This is a genomic window from Paractinoplanes atraurantiacus (assembly GCF_900215205.1).
Taxonomy (GTDB): domain Bacteria; phylum Actinomycetota; class Actinomycetes; order Mycobacteriales; family Micromonosporaceae; genus Actinoplanes; species Actinoplanes atraurantiacus.
In genome coordinates this window covers 15,709-31,098 of record NZ_OBDY01000041.1, presented here as the reverse complement: position 1 = coordinate 31,098, position 15,390 = coordinate 15,709, and the positions used below count along the sequence as shown (strand labels likewise).

The window sequence follows — 15,390 nt, the reverse complement described above, 5'->3', positions numbered from 1 at the left end:
CCTCTAGGCCGCGGCGGCCAGCTCCACCCGGCCGGCGAGCAAGCGCGTCATGGCCTCGGCCGGCATCGGGCGGGCCAGGTGATAGCCCTGACCGAGCGTGTATCCGAGGCTCCGCAGCCGGTCGGCCTGCTCCTGGTTCTCGATGCCCTCGGCCACCGTGTCCAGGCCGAGCGCCCCGGCCAGCTGGATGACCGCGCGGGCCACCGCCTGCCGGGCCTCCGCCTCCGGAGTTCCCATCTCGTCGAGTTCGATGCCGTCGACGAACGACTTGTCGAGCTTGATGATCGACGCCGGGAACGAGCGCAGCAGGCTCAGCGACGACTCGCCGGTGCCGAAGTCGTCGAGGGCCAGCCGTACGCCCATCTCGTGCAGCTCGCGCAGCGTGCGGGAGACCTGCGGGCCGCGCAGCACGGCCGACTCGGTCAGCTCCAGCACCAGCCGGTCGTGGGGCAGGCCCGTGTCGGCCAGCGCCGCCCGCACGTCGGCCACGAAATCCGGGTCGTGCAGCTGCCGTACGGACACGTTGGGGCCGAGCTTCTGCATGCAGTCGGGCCCGAACTCGGCCAGCCAGGCGGCGGCCTGCCGGCACGACTCGCGCAGCACGAAGCGGCCCAGCGGCACGATCAGCCCGGTGCCCTCGGCGGCCGGGATGAACTCGCCCGGCGGCACCAGGCCGCGGTCCGGGTGCTGCCAGCGCACCAGCGGCTCGACGCCGATGATCCGGCCCGTGGCCAGCTCGACCAGCGGCTGGTAGTGCACCCGGAACTCGCCGGCGTCCAGGGCGCGGCGCAGCTCGCCGCCGATCTGGGCGTGCGCGAGGACCGGCTGTTCCATGCCGTCGTGGTAGCGGACCCAGTTGCCCTTGCCGCGCTGCTTGGCCGCGTACATGGCGACGTCGGCGTGCCGCAGCAGCGGGTCGAGGCCTTCGCCGGCGCCGCCGGTGGCGATGCCGATGCTGGCGTGCACCAGCAGGCGGTGCTCGCTCAGCGGCTTCGCGAACTCGTCGAGCACCCGCCGGGCCACGGTCTCGCCGTCGGTGCCGGGGCACAGCAGCACGGCGAACTCGTCGCCGGCGAGCCGGACCGGCAGGCCGTCCGGGCCGACGGCGGCGCTGAGCGCGCCGGCCACCGCGATCAGGAGCTGGTCGCCCACGTCGTGGCCGAGCGAGTCGTTGACCGTCTTGAAGTCGTCGAGGTCGACCAGGAGCACGGTGGTGTCCCGCTGCTCCAGGGCGCCGGCCACCCGCGTACGGAACAGACCCCGGTTGCCGAGCCCGGTGAGCCCGTCGTGGGTGGCCTCGTGGCGCAGGCGGTCCTCGGAGGCCCGCTGGGCCCGCAACAGGCGGCCGTTCTCGCGCAGCGCCATCATCTGGCGCACGGCGACCAGGGCGGTGAGCAGCACGGTGGCCACCACGACCACGCTCGCGGTCCAGCCGCGACCGTGCCACAGCAGGGAGAGCAGGGACGCGTCGGCCGCGGCCAGGGCCAGGTAGGGCAGGAAGGTGCCGGAGCGGCGGGTGGGGGCGCCGGTGGAAATCGACTGACGGTACGCGGCGGTCGCCACGAAGATGTGCGTGACCGGCATGACGATCGACTGGGCCAGCAGCACGCTGTCGTCGCCGCCCAGCGACAGCAGGGCGACGCCGACGCCGGTCAGCGCGGTCGCGGCGATCAGCCGGATCGCGCTGCGGTCGACCGGTCCGCCGTCGATGTACGAGACCTTGGTGATGCCGCCGAGGCCGAGCAGGAAGGAGATGCCGATCAGCGCGGTGGACTGCGCGCTCCAGCCGTCGGAGGCGGTGATCATCGGGGCCAGGCCGAAGGTCCAGAGCAGCGTGCCGACGCCGACGAAGGCGATCGTGCGGTCGATCAGCTGACGGCGGCGGGCGCCGGGGCCGGTGTTGCCCAGCGGTACCCGCATGACGCCCCACATGGCGGTGAGCATGCCGATGCCGGCGAGGGCGGCGGCGGGCAGCGGGATGTCGGGCAGCCGGGGCGAGGTGCCGAAGGCGACCACGGCCAGGATGAGATAGCCGACGCTGAGCACGCTCATGCCGGCCAGGATGTGCCGCCAGAAGCGCTTGGTGACCGGGTCCAGGCTGCGCCCGCGCATGAGGGACAGGATGGCCAGGATGCCGGCGACGCCTCCGGCGGGCATGAAGACGTACGCCACGGCGTCCGGGCCGGGCCGGGTCACGAACCAGAGCGCGCCCAGCAGGGTGATGGTGACCGCCGCGACGACGTAGCGGATCGGCGTACGGGTGTCGGTGGCCACCTGGGAAGAATCGGCGGGGGCAGACGAAACCATAGGACTTTCCACGACCGGGCACCTCTCCGGCCGTCAGCCAGCAGGATTGGACACATGGAGCGAAGCCGGGAGGACGAGGTCCGTGACCGGATGCGGGACATCGCCGGTGGCGAGCCCGGTGAGGCGGAGCGCGCGCTGATGAGCCGGCTCATCCGCTCGTTCCTGGCGAAGACGCCAGGGGCGGTGGACCGGCTCGGCGAGCTGCTGCGCGGCGGCGAGGTCTCGGAGCTGCGCGATCACGCGCACACGATGAAGGGCTCGGCGGCGAACATCGGCGCCGGCACCCTGGCCGCGATCCTGGCCGAGGTCGAGAGCTCGGCCCGGGAGGGCTACGTCTGCGACCCCGACGTGACGCTCGGCCGCGTCGCCGCCGAGCAGGCCCTCGCCTTCGAGGTCCTGGAGCGGTACGCGGCCGAGCTGGAAAGCTCCTAGCGGGCCACTTCGAGGGCCGGGCGCGGCTCCGGCTCGGGCAGAAGCATGTCGGCGTCGAAGCGGCGGCCGCCCGGGATGGCGAGCACCGGCTCGACGATCTCGATGGTGCGGGCGAAGTTGGTGAGCCGGTCCAGCAGCAGCTCGGTGACGAGCATGCCGCGGCCGATCAGGACCAGGCCGTTGACCGCGACGATGTCCTCGGCCACCCGCATGTTGACCTCGAGGTCGACCACGCGCAGGCCGCGGACCTTCTCGGCCACGTGCACGACGCCCTTGAGCTCGCGCAGCGCGGCGAGCACGGGCATGGCGCTGTCCTCGCGGCATTCGAGCACGGCGATCGCGCTGTCCACCTCGAGCCCGCGGCTCTCCAGCGTCTCGTAGTCGATGGCGGTGCGCACCACGGCGATCGCGGCCTCGACCAGCGGGCTGGGGTTGCGCGGCGGCTTCCTGCTCAGCCCCAGGACGATCTGGATCACGTCCTCGAGCATCGGGATGTTCTTGAGCAGCTGCACCGCGACCTCGGGCATGTGGTCGATCATGACCTGCTCGTCGGAGGTGCAGGGCATGCCCTTGTCGAGCTTGGTCAGCACGCTCGGGGGCAGGGTGACCGCGCCCAGCTGAGACGCCATCGCGGCGACCTCGATCTCCCAGAGCGCCTCGAGCTGCATGCCGCGGCAGAGCTCGCCGACGAGGGTCCGGATGCGGCCGCCGCGGGCGAAGGCGAGCGGGCTGGCCAGCTCCAGACAGCCGAAGAGCGCCTCCAGGCTGCTCTTGAGGGTCTTGTCGAGCAGCTGGCGGTCGGCGGTCGAGCGGCCGTGCAGCTCCACCGCCTCCTGCACGGTCGAGCGCAGGTCGTCGGTCCGGACCGGCTTCGCGAGGTAGCGGTAGACGCCGCCGTCGTTGATCGCGGCGATCGCCGAGTTGAGGTCGCTCTGCGCGGTGTGCAGCACGCGCGTGGTGTCCGGATATTCGACCTGGATGCGGCGGAGCAGCTCGACGCCGTCCATCTCCGGCATGCGCAGGTCGCTGATGACCGCGGCGACCGGGCCGTTCTCGGCCAGCAGGCGCAGCGCTTCGGCGCCGCTCTCGGCGACCAGGACCTTGTGGTCCCGGCGCAGCTGCAGGGCCAGCGTCTCCAGGATGGTGGACTCGTCGTCCACGAGCAGCACGGTCGGTCGCGCCTGCGTGTCAGTCATACCGCCACTATCGGCACCACTCAGCACGGCCTTTAGGGTCTGCGGGTGGGCAGGCGGACGTGGACCGTCGTGCCGTGCGGGAGATGCCCGGTGAGGCTGATGGTGCCGCCGTGCAGGCCGACGATGGCGCGGGCCAGGCTCAGGCCCAGCCCTTTGCCGGCGATGCCCTGGTGCCGCACGTTGCTGGCGCGGTAGAAGCGGTCGAAGACGAGTTCGCGCTCCTCGGCCGGGGTGCCGATGCCGTTGTCGGTCACGGTCAGCTCGACCCCGGTGCCCTGCTCGCGCAGCCCCACGTGCACGTCACCGCCGCGCGGGCTGTATTTGACGGCGTTGGCCAGCAGGTCGTCGACCACCTGGCGCAGCCGGCGGGCGTCGCCGTCGATCGGCAGCGGTGCGGTGCGGTCGGTGTCGAGGCGCACCCCACCGGCGGACGCGGCCGGTGCGGCCGCCGCGATGGCCGTGGCGACGACGGAGGCCAGGTCGACCGGGCCGATCGTCAGGGCGACGTGCCCGGCGTCGAGCCCGGCCAGGTCGAGCAGGGTGTCGACGACCCCGCGCAGCGCGGTGGCGTTGCGCTGCACCGCGTCCACCATCGCGCGGCTCTCCTCGTCGAGCCCGGCCGTCGCCTCGCCGAGCATGGACGCGCTGGCCACTATCGTGGTCAGCGGCGTGCGCATCTCGTGGCTGACCAGCGCGATGAAGTCGTCCTTGGCCCGGGTGAGCTGGCAGGCCAGCGCCTCGGCCCGGCGCAGGGCGACGTAGACGCCGATCTGGGCGGCCACCCCGTCGAGCAGCACGGCCAGCAGGTCCTCGTGCGGCTCGGGCATCGAGGCGTAGCAGGTGAGCACGCCGAGCACGGTGGCGCCGTCGCGCACCGGCACCGACAGCACCGACCGGATGCCGTGCCGCAGGCAGGCGGCGGCCCGGGAGCGTTCGAGCGGGCTGCTGAGGTTGACGGTGTGGGCGATGTCGGGCACCCAGAGCGGCTTGCCGGTGACCCACACCCGCCCGGTGATGCCCGAGCCGCGGATCGGCGCGAAGCCGAGCACCGCCTCGAGGCCGCTGCCGGGCGCGCACCACCGGCCGCCGAAGGCCAGCTCCTCGTCGTCCTCGCCGGTCAGCCACAGCTCGGCGGCGGGCCAGCCGAGCGTCTCGCCGAGCGCGGCGAGCACACCCGGCGCCGCGTCGACGATCGACCCGGCCGACTGCAGCGCCCGCTCGACGGCCCGGTGGCAGTCCCGGAAGCGCTCGGCCCGGCGTATCGCGGTGACCTCGTGGGCGATGGCGACCGCGCCCACGCGCGCGCCGCCGGCGCCGGTGATGGGCCGGGCGGTGACGGCGACGACCCGTTCCCGGCGGCCGGGCACCCGCACGATCATGTCGGTGTCGACGACCTCGCCCCGGACCGCGCGCTGCACCGGCGCCTCGGCCCAGGTGATCGGGTTGCCGCCGGCGTCGAACAACACACCGTCGGCGCGCTGCGGATATTCGCGCAGCGCGGTCTGCTCGCTCAGGTTCATCAGCTCGCGGACCGGCCGGTTGACCAGCACCACCTCACCGTCGGCGTCGCAGGCGATCACGCCGACCGTCAGGCTCTCCAGCAGCGCGTCGAGGAAGGCGTCGCGGTCCACCTAGGCGGAGACCGGCCAGCGGGCGGGGCAGCCGACGTCGGCGCCCTGGTGGCCGTGCGGGCCCAGGTCGGCCAGGTCGCCGATCACCTCGCGCAGCTTGTCGTTGGGGCAGGGCTTGAGCAGCACGGCGCAGGCGCCGGCGGCGATCGGGGCGTTGTCGCCGGGGTGCAGGTGGCCGCTGAGCATGACGATCGGGGTGCCGCTCAGGTCCTGGTGCTCGCGAATGGCCCGGGTCAGCTCGAGGCCGTCCATCCGGGGCATGCCGAGGTCGGTCAGTACGAGGTCCGGGCGCTCGGCGATCGCCATCTCCAGCGCCCGCATCCCGTCCGGCGCGTGGCGCACGGTGTGCCCGGCGCGTTTGAGCAGCCTGGTCAGGATAAGGGCGATGTCCTCGTCGTCCTCGGCGATAAGCACGCTTGCCATCCTTCAAGCATGCGGCAATAAGTCCGTCATGTACCGATTTTGAGCGACATCCCCACAACGAAAGCTCGCTGAGCGACCTCGTCCAGGCCCTCCTCCCCCATCCAGTCGCCGACCACGCTCACGCCGGGCTCCAGCAGCCGCCAGTCGCCGAAGAAGCCGCGGATGTCGTGCTCGTCGCGCATCACCATCGGAGCGGTGGTGTTGTTGTAGATCCGCCGAACCCGCTCGATACGCTCGGATCCGCCCTTGCGGCACCCGTGGGTCAGCGCCAGCACGCTGCCGGGGGCCAGGGCCCGGCGATAGCCGTCCAGCGCCCGGGCCAGGCGCTCGGTGTCCGGGATGAAATGGGCCACCGCCACCAACAGCAGCCCGACCGGGCGGTCGAAATCGATCAGGTCGCGGACCACCGGCGCGCCGAGCACCGCGCCGGTGTCGGTGAGATCGGCCAGGACCATTCCGGCGTACGGATCGTCCTCGGCCACGCAACGACCGTGCAGGAAGGCCGACGCCTCGACGTCGACCCCGACGATCGGCGCGCGCGGGTCGAGCTCCCGCACCACCTCGCGCGCGTCACCCGGCGACGGGATGCCGCAGCCGAGATCGAGGAACTGACCGACGCCGGCCTCGTGGGCCCGCACCACGGCCCGGCGCAGGAAGCGCCGGTTGAGCCGGACGATCGCCGGCAGCTCGGGCATCGCGGTCAGCGCGGCCGCCGCGGCCTCGCGGTCGGCCGCGAAGTTGTGCCGCCCACCCAGGAAGAAGTCGTACATGCGGGCCACGCTGGGCCGCTGCATGTCGACCTCCGGCACGGCCGGAGCCTCGGCCTCACCGATCATGATGCGAGCCTAGGACCGAATCGTTAACGTAGACGTCATATGGTCCGATCGCGCGATAATTCCGGGTTGTCCGAGCAGGCCGGCCTGCTGCGGGCCATCGTCCGCTCCGCCCACGAGGCGATCTACACCGTCGGCCGCGACTACACCATCCTGTCCTGGAACCCGGCCGCCGAGGCTCTCCTCGGCTACCGGGCCGACGAGATCGTCGGCCGCGAACTCGACCTGCTGGTGGCGCCCGACCGGCGGGCCGACCAGCGCGAGATGTTCACCCTGATCGCGGCCGGCGCCCGCCTGGAACGCTTCCGCACCCGGCGCCGGCACCGCGACGGCCGCTGGATCCCGGTCACCCTCAACATCTCGCCGCTGGCCGGCGACGACGGCGACCTGCTCGGCTTCACCGTGATGGCCCGGGCCACCAGCGCCCGCGAGCGGCTCGAGTCGAGCCTGCAGGCGCTGCTGGAGGCCGCGCCGGACGCGTTCGTGGGCGTCGGCGACGACGGCCTCATCACCCTGGCCAACACCCAGGCCGAACTGCTGTTCGGCCTGACCCGCAACGGCCTGATCGGCCGCGACGTGGGCCGGCTGCTCTCCCCCTCGCTGCCCGACGACCCGGCCCGGCCGCTGAACCCCGACGAGTCACCGGCCGAACTGCTGGCGCCCAGCACGCCGCCCACGCCCACTATGGCCCACCGCATCGACGGCGGCACCGTGCCGGTCGAGGTGTCGATGAGCGTGCTGCCGACCGAGGAGGGCCGGATGCGGTGCGCGGTCATCCGCGACATCACCGACCGCATCCGCGCCGACGACCGCTACCGCCAACTGCAGGCCGAGGCCGACCGCGCCCGGATGGAGGCGCAGCTCCAGCGGGCCCAGCGCCTCGAAGGCCTGGGCCAGCTCGCCGGCGGGGTGGCCCACGACTTCAACAACCTCATCGCGGTGATCGCCAACTACGCCACCTTCATCGCCGAGGCGGCGGCCGACGCCGGGCTCACCGAGATCGCCGGCGACGCCGAGCAGATCTCCAAGGCCGCCCAGCGCGGCGCCGACCTGACCCACCAGCTGCTCGCCTTCGCCCGCCGCGAGGTGGTGCGGCCGCGGCCGCTCGACATCAACGACGTGATCACCGACATCGAGCAGATGCTGCGGCGCTCGATCGGCGAGCACATCGCCTTGTCCGTACGCCTGTCGGAGAACCTGCCGTCGGTGACCGCCGACCCCGGCCAGCTCGACCAGGTGCTGGTGAACCTGGCGGTCAACGCCCGCGACGCGATGCCGCGCGGCGGCGAACTGACCGTGGAGACCGAGGTGCTCGACGTCGACTCCGACTACGCCTCGGGCCGCCCGCACCTGCGCACCGGCCGATACGTACGGCTGAGGGTCAGCGACACCGGCACCGGCATGCCGCCCGAGGTGATCGAGCGGGCCTTCGAGCCGTTCTACACGACCAAGCCCGCCGGCAAGGGCACCGGCCTGGGCCTGGCCACGGTCTACGGCATCGTCACCGCGGCCGGCGGCGACCTCAACGTCTACTCCGAGCCCGGCATGGGCACCACGTTCACCATCCTGCTGCCCACCACCGACGCCGCCCCGGCCGAGCCCGAGACTCCCGCCGAACCACCCTCCGACGACTACCGCCGCGGCACGATCCTGGCCGTCGAGGACGAGCCGGCCCTGCGCGACGTGCTACGCCGCATCCTGGCCGGCGCCGGCCACAACGTGCTGATCGCCTCGGACGGCCCGGCCGCGCTGGCCTTGGCCGAGGCGTACGAGGGCCCGATCGACGTCCTGCTGACCGACGTGGTCATGCCCCACATGCTCGGCAAGGACCTGGCCGACCGCTTCACCCAGTCCCGCCCCGACACCACAGTCCTGTTCATGTCCGGCTACGCCCGCCCGGTCCTGGCCTCCCAGGGCACCCTCGACCCCGACGTCACCCTGGTCGAGAAGCCCTTCAGCAAGAACCAGCTCCTGACCGCCCTACGCCAGTCCCTCGACTGACCCGGCCGGGTCCGGCTGCGCGACACCTTGGAGAGAACTCAGGACTCCTCGGAATCGAAAATTCCTTCGAGGATCAGCCGAGCCCTAGGCGGAACCTCTTCCTCCGGGAAGATGTCCGCCGACAGCGCCAGCACCTGCGCGGCGGACGTGAGTCCCAGGTGCGACACCAACACCTTCACGTCGTCGGCGTCCCGACGACGACCCGCCAACACCTTCATCGCCAACAAATGCTCCGGCGAGGCCGCCGACACCCGCAAGCCCGGGTGGTCGAAAACTCTGGAGGCGGCGCTGTCGCCCCCGGAGGCGATATAGACGCTGGCCTGCTCGTTCAGCCACCACTGCGGAAGGCCCAGTTCCTCCGCTACGGCATGCGCCTCTTCGAGCACCACACCGTGCGGTTGGAACACTGCGTCAATGTCCCGAGTAGCTCGTCGACTGTCGTAGACCAGCGACATCGCCGCGCCGCCGAAGATGTAGAGGTCGGCTACCACGCCTCGACGCTCCAGCCGATCACCCAGCCGCCGGAAGGCGTCCTCGATCGCGCTTCGATCAAGCAACACACCGTCGTCGGTCATGCCACTTCCAGCTCCTGCCGCGCGACGAATACGCCGCGGCGCCGGAACGCCGCCGGCGCGTGAACGACCGCATCGACCCTCGCCGCACGACCGTTAAACGGGAACCAGAACCGCCGCAACGATCTGGATCCGGCCCAACTTGGGCCGTCACGTCCGTCGCGCGCTGCTACATGCTCGGCCAGGGCCGCCAGAAACACATCCCAGTGCTCGTCCCCCGTACTCGCAGGCTCGTCCTCGAGCAGCCTCGCACGCGACTCGGCAGGCTCCCAGCCGTACTCCTCCAGGAACTCAGCGACCAAGCGCCACCGAAGCGAGTCGTCGGCGCCGGCAAGCAGCGTTCCGAGCCGCGCAACACTGAGAGGCATGTAGCCCTGTGACTGCTCCTTCACGATCAGAACGTTAGTACACCGGACCGCCACCCTGGGCAGCCACCAAGGGACAGTTCGAGGCGCCGAACGCGAGGTGGACAACAGCTAGCCACCGACACGCCCAGTCGGACGGCAAGAAAGGCTACAGCGCAACAACTGCCCGCAAGCGCAACCACCGGACCGCGGGACTCCCGAGGGTTGGCGCCCGGAACAGACGGAATCTAACCGATAGAGACAATTAAAATATTAATTACCTTTTGCCAAAAGTCCGAGAAGGAGCATTTGCCGGATTACGGCATCGAAGCATGGTTTCTTACAGAAACCAATGGAATGGAGCAATCAAACCGTCAGCACTGTTGTCAGATTTCCGACAATTAGCAGAACCGCCTGCCAAATCTACGATGTTTCCTCTATACAAAGAGAACGCATGAAAGGCCCTTAACATCAAACTCATGCAGAAAAGGCAATATTAGATGTCAATCACGCCCCGAGGCATGTCGATCCAAGAAGCATACAACCTTTACCGCAGTGAAAAGCTGGTAGTTAATCGCAATTACCAACGCAAGCTAGTCTGGGGCGTTTCTGAGAAAATCAATCTGATAGACAGCGTATTGCGAGGATTTCCAATCCCATTGTTTCTCCTTGCCGAAGCTGAAGATCAGAAATACGAGATAATTGATGGAATGCAGCGCCTCGATGCCATATTTGGTTTTATCGAGCAACGCTACGGACTCTTGGCCAACACCGAAGAACCCACATACTTCGATCTGGCCGAGTTCGCCCGCGCTCGCCAAGTCGCGGAGGCAGGTGGTTTCGAACCGGAGCCGGGAAAGCCAAAACTGCTGCCCGCCACAAGATGCGCTGATCTACTGGACTATCAACTCGCGGTAACAATCTTTGACTCGGGCGAAGGTGATCAAGTAACCGAAGTTTTTCGGCGCATTAACTCTGGCGGTCGACAACTGAGCGCGCAAGAGAAGCGCCAAGCAGGCGTAGTAAGCGAATTCGTGACTATGCTTCGGCGTCTTGCGTCAGAGTTCAGGTATGACGGATCGCCTGACATCTTGCCCCTGACGAAGATGCCCGTTGTGTCTATTGACTCAGCGCGTGAGAGACTCGGGTACGGGATTCCCGCGGAAGAAACCTTCTGGTGCAGCCTAGGCATCTTGAGTACAAGACAACTTCAACAGAGCGAAGACGAGCAGCTCCTCGCAGACATCTGCATCTCGATTGTTAGAGGAAACACATTCAGCGTCAGTTCTGATGTTCTCGATAAATACTTCGACCTTACCACGTCCGAAAGCCGCTCATTGTCGACGGATCTTCATGCCTACGGCACGCAAAAGCTTGCTGACGACACGAAGATAGTGCTCGGCGCGATGAAGTCAATGGTCGAGTCTGCTCGGCCCGGAGTCTTAGGGGCATTTCGCTCCCACGTAAGCACCAGCACATTCACATCAGCGAAGACGCCATTCTACGCCGTCTTCATGGCCTTTTTCGACCTGATGATTCGACGAGATCAAGAGCTTTCTAACCCAGCTGGCGCTTTCGCGTCGATCGCGAAGGTTTCCGCAAAGTTGACACCGAGCAGGAACACTACCACGGAGAATCAACGCCAAGAAAATATCGACATCGTTCGCGGGCTGATCGAGAAGCATTTTACGAGTTCGACGAGAGGACCACTGACCCACGGACCACGCATGGAAATAGAATTTCCGAATATTATTAGACGCGCCCCTATCGAGAGCGGGAGGTATGAGTTTAAGCAGGGAATTGTTTCTCTTTCCAAGCCAAGAAGGATTAATCAGCGGCTCCTGGAAAAACTGCCGAAACTTTCGTCCGCCATAGCGAATATCGGCCCAGGTAGCGATGGATACATAATCATCGGCATAGCTGACGACGAAAAGGACGCCGAAAAGATTAGGAACCTTGACGGAGTAGTTCCGGTTCAGCTTTCTCGGCAGTTCCTCGTAGGGGTTGACCGTGAATGCAAGGCCCTCTCAAAAAGTCTCGCAGACTACGTTAAGGAGATAATCAAGGCTTTCCAAAGCGCCCCGCTAGGCGAGAAGCTGAAGGGTGACGTTTTGTCAAGTATAGACACTATTGCATACAGTGGCAGGAGCTATGTCGTCATCAGAGTGCCGGAGCAAACCGATCTCTCTAGCTATGCAGACGACTACCTGACCCGCGACGGCGATGAGTTACGCAAGATGACGACGACGGAAGCACTATTGGCAGCTAAGCGCTTTCTTCAAACAACATGATTGATTGCTGTGCGCAGCCGGCGCCGCTTCCACGCGACCGTCCAGACCCTCCCTAAGCTGGCCGCCCGCATCAAGCCGACCCGCCGCTACGCCACAACACGCGTGTCGATCTAGCCCTACTCGCTGCAGACGTATATTTGTGACCTTCTGGGAGATCTACAAGAGCTATGCCGGTGAACGAACGCTCGTGGCTGCTGCGTTCAATTGAGCCGCTGATCATCCTTGCCAGAAACGGGAGCGGCACCGCTGTGAAGGGCGGTGCCGCGCTGGGTTCAACTAAGAACTCACTCGTGGAGAGGCTCTGCTTGATAGCGAAGAGGTCCACGCCGTCGGCAGCGCTGGCTCGTCGCTCTCGACACCGTGGAGGCACTGCGGCCGCGGCGCATCACAATCAGCCACGGCGATCCGGGCGCCCTGGGGAAACGACACCGCTCGGATACTCGCGTTTTCCCGCGGCTATCTATCGAGATTCGGTACCACACTAGCCGCCACGCCGGACGCGGCCGCGCTGAGCACCAGTACATGGGCCGCATTTTTCTCCGGGGCTCGGCAAACCCGTACACCCCTTGCAGCCTCCGTCATCCGTCAGTTCTGGCGGCTCTCGGCGGCCGTGGCGAAGTCGTCGAGCAAGCGGGCCAGGCCGCTGACCGACTCCTCGGGCAGGACTGCGGTGACTGCGCGGCGGAAGTCTTCCTCGCCCAAGGCGGCTCGCAAGCGGGCCAGGTCGGCTACCTCCAGCCGGGCGTCGGGCAGGCCCAGGGCTATCTCGATGGCCAAGGCCTGGCAGTGCAGGGCCACGGCCTCGGTCAGGCGGTTGGTCAGTGTGCACAGCTGGGCCAAGCGGTGCTGGCCGGTGGCCAGGCCGGTGCGGTTGCCGTTCTCGGCGTCCAGCAGCAGGGCCTGGCGCAGGCGGCGCTCGGCTGCGGCGTGGTCGCCCCTGTCCTCGGCCAGGCGGCTCAGTTTGTGGCAGATCGTTGCCTGCTGTGTGCGGTCGCCGGCCGTCTCGGCCACCGACAGCGAGCGGTCCAGCAGCCGTTCGGCCTCGGCCGTCTCGCCTCGGCGGTGGGCCAGCAGGCCCAGGTAGTGCAGCAGGGTGGCGGCGTCGCGGCCGGCCGGCTCGACCCAGCCGAGGGTCTCCTCGCAGACCGCGCGCGCCCAGTCCCAGGCCGACCACATGTCCAGGCGCTCGCGCACGAGGAAGCTCAAGCGGATCGCCTCGTCCACCCGCCCCGCCTTGAACAGGTGATGCCGGGCCTCGATGAGGTCGTCCAGGTCGGCGACCGGGTCGCTGTCTCTCGGCCGTACGCGGTGACGGTAGTAATCGGCCGCGCGGCCGTGCGCCGCCGCGGTGTCGGAAGGGTGGAGCCGGGCGATCGACGCCGCGGTCCACGGGTGGACGGTGTGCCGCACCCCCTCCTCGTCGGTGACCTCGCTGACCAGGCCCAGGCCGGCCAGCGTGTCCAGGCCGTCGGGCAGGCCCGGCAGCGCGCTCTGGCGCACCAGCGCCGGCTCGTCGGCCGGGCGGCGGTAGACGGCGGCGCCGACCAGCAGCCGCCGGCAGTCGTCGTCGAGCAGCGCGAGCAGGTCGCTCAGCACGGCGTCGTTGACGGTGGTGGCGATCGCCTCGGCCAAGGCCAGGCCGGCCCGGCGGTCGTCGTCGCTCGCCGACCGCAGGTCGGACGCCCAGCGGCCCGGATCGGGCACGCCCTGCCGGGCCAGCAGCGCCTCGAGCCGGCCGGCCACCTCGGCGAACCCGGCCGGGCTGCGGCGCAGCAGCGCGTCGAGATGCTCCAGGGTGCGCGGATGACCGCCGGTGCCGGCCCACGCGCGGTGCTGCTCGGCCGGGGTGAGACCGGCCAGCGCGGGCAGGCGCGAGCCCAGCACCCGGGCCTCGGCCTCGCTGAGCGGGCCGAGGTGATGCTCGGTGAGCCGCTTGTGGAGGTTGCCCGGCAGGGTGAACGGAAGACGGCTGGTGATCACCACCCGGTGCGGGCCCGGCTCGCGGATCCAGCGGCCCAGGAAGGCGGCCAGGCCGGGGTCGGCCGGCTCGGCCCGGTGCCCGGCCCGGCGGGCTCGCGGGTCGATCGCGAAGTCGTCGACGATCAGGGTGACCGGCCGCGAGCCGAGCACGGCGAACGCCGTGGCCAGCCGGTCGCGCCAGAACTCCTCCGGCGTGCGCAGGTAGGCCGCGAGCCGGCGCCGGCGGTCCTCGGCGGCCGTGCCGGACGCGGACGGCTCGCCGGCCAGCAGCCGCCCGAACGTGTCGAGGATCTGCTCGCCGGTGTCGGTGCCGCTGACCCGCACGACGAGGCCGGCCTCGTCGCCGAGCCGGCGCACCAGCTCGGTGGCCAGGCTGCCGCGGCCCATGCCACCGAGGCCGTGCAGCACCACCCCGGCGTGGCCGGGCCGGCGCGCGGCCTCCAGCAGGGTTCGCAGGTCGTCGCGGCGGCCGACGAAGCCCTCGGGCTCGTCCATATCGGCCACGGTAACTCCGTGCAGCGGCGCGGGCGCACCCCGGCAGTACAGAACGGGCGCGGTCCACTCGGTGCCACCGGCGAGCCGGCGGGCGCCGGCGACCGCGCCGGGCACCGACGGGAAACCCGCGAGCAGCTGGTAGAAGTGGCCGAGGAAGCGCGCCACGTAACCGTCGGTCACCGGTTCGGTCAGGGCCAGGATCTGGGGCACGCCGGCCGCCAGCAGCTCGGCCACCCGGCCCCGGCCGGCGACCACGACCAGCCCCGGGCGGTTCCCGTCGGGCAGCCACTCGGCGTCGTCGAGGTGCACCACGTGCACCGGCTCGCCGGCCACCTCACGGTCGAGGATCCGCAGGTTCGCGCCGGGCTCGACCACGTCGAGCAGCCGTTCCAGGTCGCCCGCGGCCAGGATCCGCAGGGGACCGGATCGGGTGCCGGTGGTGTAGGCGCCGCCGGGGGCCGAGCGGTACATGCGCACGTTCGGGTGCAGCCCGAGCGGCCGCCCGGTGCCGGGCACGACCAGCGCCTCCCAGGGCAGGTCCTCGTCCGCGCGCACCTCGAGCAGCAGGTCACCGGCCTCGACGAGCTCACGCAGGGCCTCGCCGGCCGGCCCCGGCGCGTACGACCGGGCGAGCTCCTCACCGGCCGCGTGCAAGGCCTCGCCGACCGGCGCGGCCGAGCGCGCCACCACGCCGGTGCCGGCCAGCCGCCGGGCCCGGCGCAGGTCGCGGAGCCGCTCGGCGAGCCGGCCGCCGTGTGCCACCGGCGCGGTCACGACGGCGCCGCGCCCGGCGACCTCGACCACGCCGGAGTCGACCCGCAGTCTCCCGGCCTCCACACTCTCAGTGAACCCCGGCGCCCGGGAGAGAAGAACTACCCCGAACGG

At 69.6% G+C, this 15,390-nt stretch carries 11 protein-coding genes; 3 read left to right on the top strand and 8 right to left on the bottom strand.

What is annotated here, in order from left to right:
• Positions 1 to 3 precede the first annotated feature (3 nt).
• Positions 4 to 2,274, bottom strand: a complete 2,271-nt coding sequence (locus tag CRP55_RS47415; RefSeq protein ID WP_245923886.1) for a putative bifunctional diguanylate cyclase/phosphodiesterase — start codon at positions 2,272 to 2,274, stop codon at positions 4 to 6.
• 87 nt (positions 2,275 to 2,361) lie between these two features.
• Here CRP55_RS47415 and CRP55_RS47410 point away from each other — a divergent pair, with 87 nt between their 5' ends.
• Complete coding sequence (locus tag CRP55_RS47410; protein WP_097328680.1) at positions 2,362 to 2,739, top strand: Hpt domain-containing protein; 378 nt, start codon at positions 2,362 to 2,364, stop codon at positions 2,737 to 2,739.
• On the opposite strand, the gene CRP55_RS47405 is transcribed toward CRP55_RS47410, so the two are convergent.
• Genes CRP55_RS47405 through CRP55_RS47390 form a run of 4 tightly spaced genes read right to left on the bottom strand, consistent with a single transcriptional unit; the run spans position 2,736 to position 6,825 of the window.
• Positions 2,736 to 3,935: a response regulator gene (locus CRP55_RS47405; RefSeq protein ID WP_245923884.1), complete on the bottom strand. Its 1,200-nt coding sequence runs from the start codon at positions 3,933 to 3,935 to the stop codon at positions 2,736 to 2,738. The two genes, CRP55_RS47410 and CRP55_RS47405, sit on opposite strands and share 4 nt — an antisense overlap.
• Positions 3,936 to 3,967: 32 nt before the next feature.
• On the bottom strand, positions 3,968 to 5,566 hold the full coding sequence (locus tag CRP55_RS47400) for a sensor histidine kinase (RefSeq protein ID WP_097328679.1): 1,599 nt from the start codon (positions 5,564 to 5,566) through the stop codon (positions 3,968 to 3,970).
• Positions 5,567 to 5,989, bottom strand: coding sequence for a response regulator (locus tag CRP55_RS47395; protein WP_097328678.1), 423 nt, complete (start codon positions 5,987 to 5,989; stop codon positions 5,567 to 5,569).
• A 26-nt stretch (positions 5,990 to 6,015) separates the two neighbouring features.
• Positions 6,016 to 6,825 carry an SAM-dependent methyltransferase gene (locus CRP55_RS47390; RefSeq protein ID WP_097328677.1) on the bottom strand — a complete coding sequence of 270 codons (810 nt, stop codon included), beginning with the start codon at positions 6,823 to 6,825 and terminating at the stop codon, positions 6,016 to 6,018.
• 66 nt (positions 6,826 to 6,891) lie between these two features.
• Here CRP55_RS47390 and CRP55_RS47385 point away from each other — a divergent pair, with 66 nt between their 5' ends.
• Positions 6,892 to 8,823 (top strand): hybrid sensor histidine kinase/response regulator, encoded by a 1,932-nt coding sequence (locus tag CRP55_RS47385; protein ID WP_245923882.1) that lies wholly within the window; start codon positions 6,892 to 6,894, stop codon positions 8,821 to 8,823.
• 38 nt (positions 8,824 to 8,861) lie between these two features.
• Here CRP55_RS47385 and CRP55_RS47380 read toward each other — a convergent pair whose 3' ends face one another.
• On the bottom strand, positions 8,862 to 9,398 hold the full coding sequence (locus CRP55_RS47380; protein WP_097328675.1) for a DUF6036 family nucleotidyltransferase: 537 nt from the start codon (positions 9,396 to 9,398) through the stop codon (positions 8,862 to 8,864).
• A complete protein-coding gene (locus CRP55_RS47375) occupies positions 9,395 to 9,787 on the bottom strand; it encodes a hypothetical protein (RefSeq protein WP_097328674.1) in 393 nt (130 codons plus the stop codon). Before CRP55_RS47375 ends, CRP55_RS47380 begins: the two co-directional genes overlap by 4 nt.
• Positions 9,788 to 10,260: 473 nt before the next feature.
• On the opposite strand from CRP55_RS47375, the gene CRP55_RS47370 reads away from it, so the two are divergent.
• Positions 10,261 to 12,030 (top strand): GmrSD restriction endonuclease domain-containing protein, encoded by a 1,770-nt coding sequence (locus tag CRP55_RS47370; protein ID WP_179855667.1) that lies wholly within the window; start codon positions 10,261 to 10,263, stop codon positions 12,028 to 12,030.
• Positions 12,031 to 12,615: 585 nt separating this feature from the next.
• Here CRP55_RS47370 and CRP55_RS47365 read toward each other — a convergent pair.
• On the bottom strand, positions 12,616 to 15,342 hold the full coding sequence (locus CRP55_RS47365; RefSeq protein ID WP_143235438.1) for a tetratricopeptide repeat protein: 2,727 nt from the start codon (positions 15,340 to 15,342) through the stop codon (positions 12,616 to 12,618).
• Positions 15,343 to 15,390: the final 48 nt, after the last annotated feature.

Coding starts and splice junctions, on each gene's coding strand:
- CRP55_RS47395 (WP_097328678.1), bottom strand. CDS start 5,989: ATGGCAAGCGTGCTTATCGCCGAGGACGACGAGGACATCGCCCTTATC.
- CRP55_RS47405 (WP_245923884.1), bottom strand. CDS start 3,935: ATGACTGACACGCAGGCGCGACCGACCGTGCTGCTCGTGGACGACGAG.
- CRP55_RS47370 (WP_179855667.1), top strand. CDS start 10,261: ATGTCGATCCAAGAAGCATACAACCTTTACCGCAGTGAAAAGCTGGTA.
- CRP55_RS47380 (WP_097328675.1), bottom strand. CDS start 9,398: ATGACCGACGACGGTGTGTTGCTTGATCGAAGCGCGATCGAGGACGCC.
- CRP55_RS47410 (WP_097328680.1), top strand. CDS start 2,362: ATGGAGCGAAGCCGGGAGGACGAGGTCCGTGACCGGATGCGGGACATC.
- CRP55_RS47390 (WP_097328677.1), bottom strand. CDS start 6,825: ATGATCGGTGAGGCCGAGGCTCCGGCCGTGCCGGAGGTCGACATGCAG.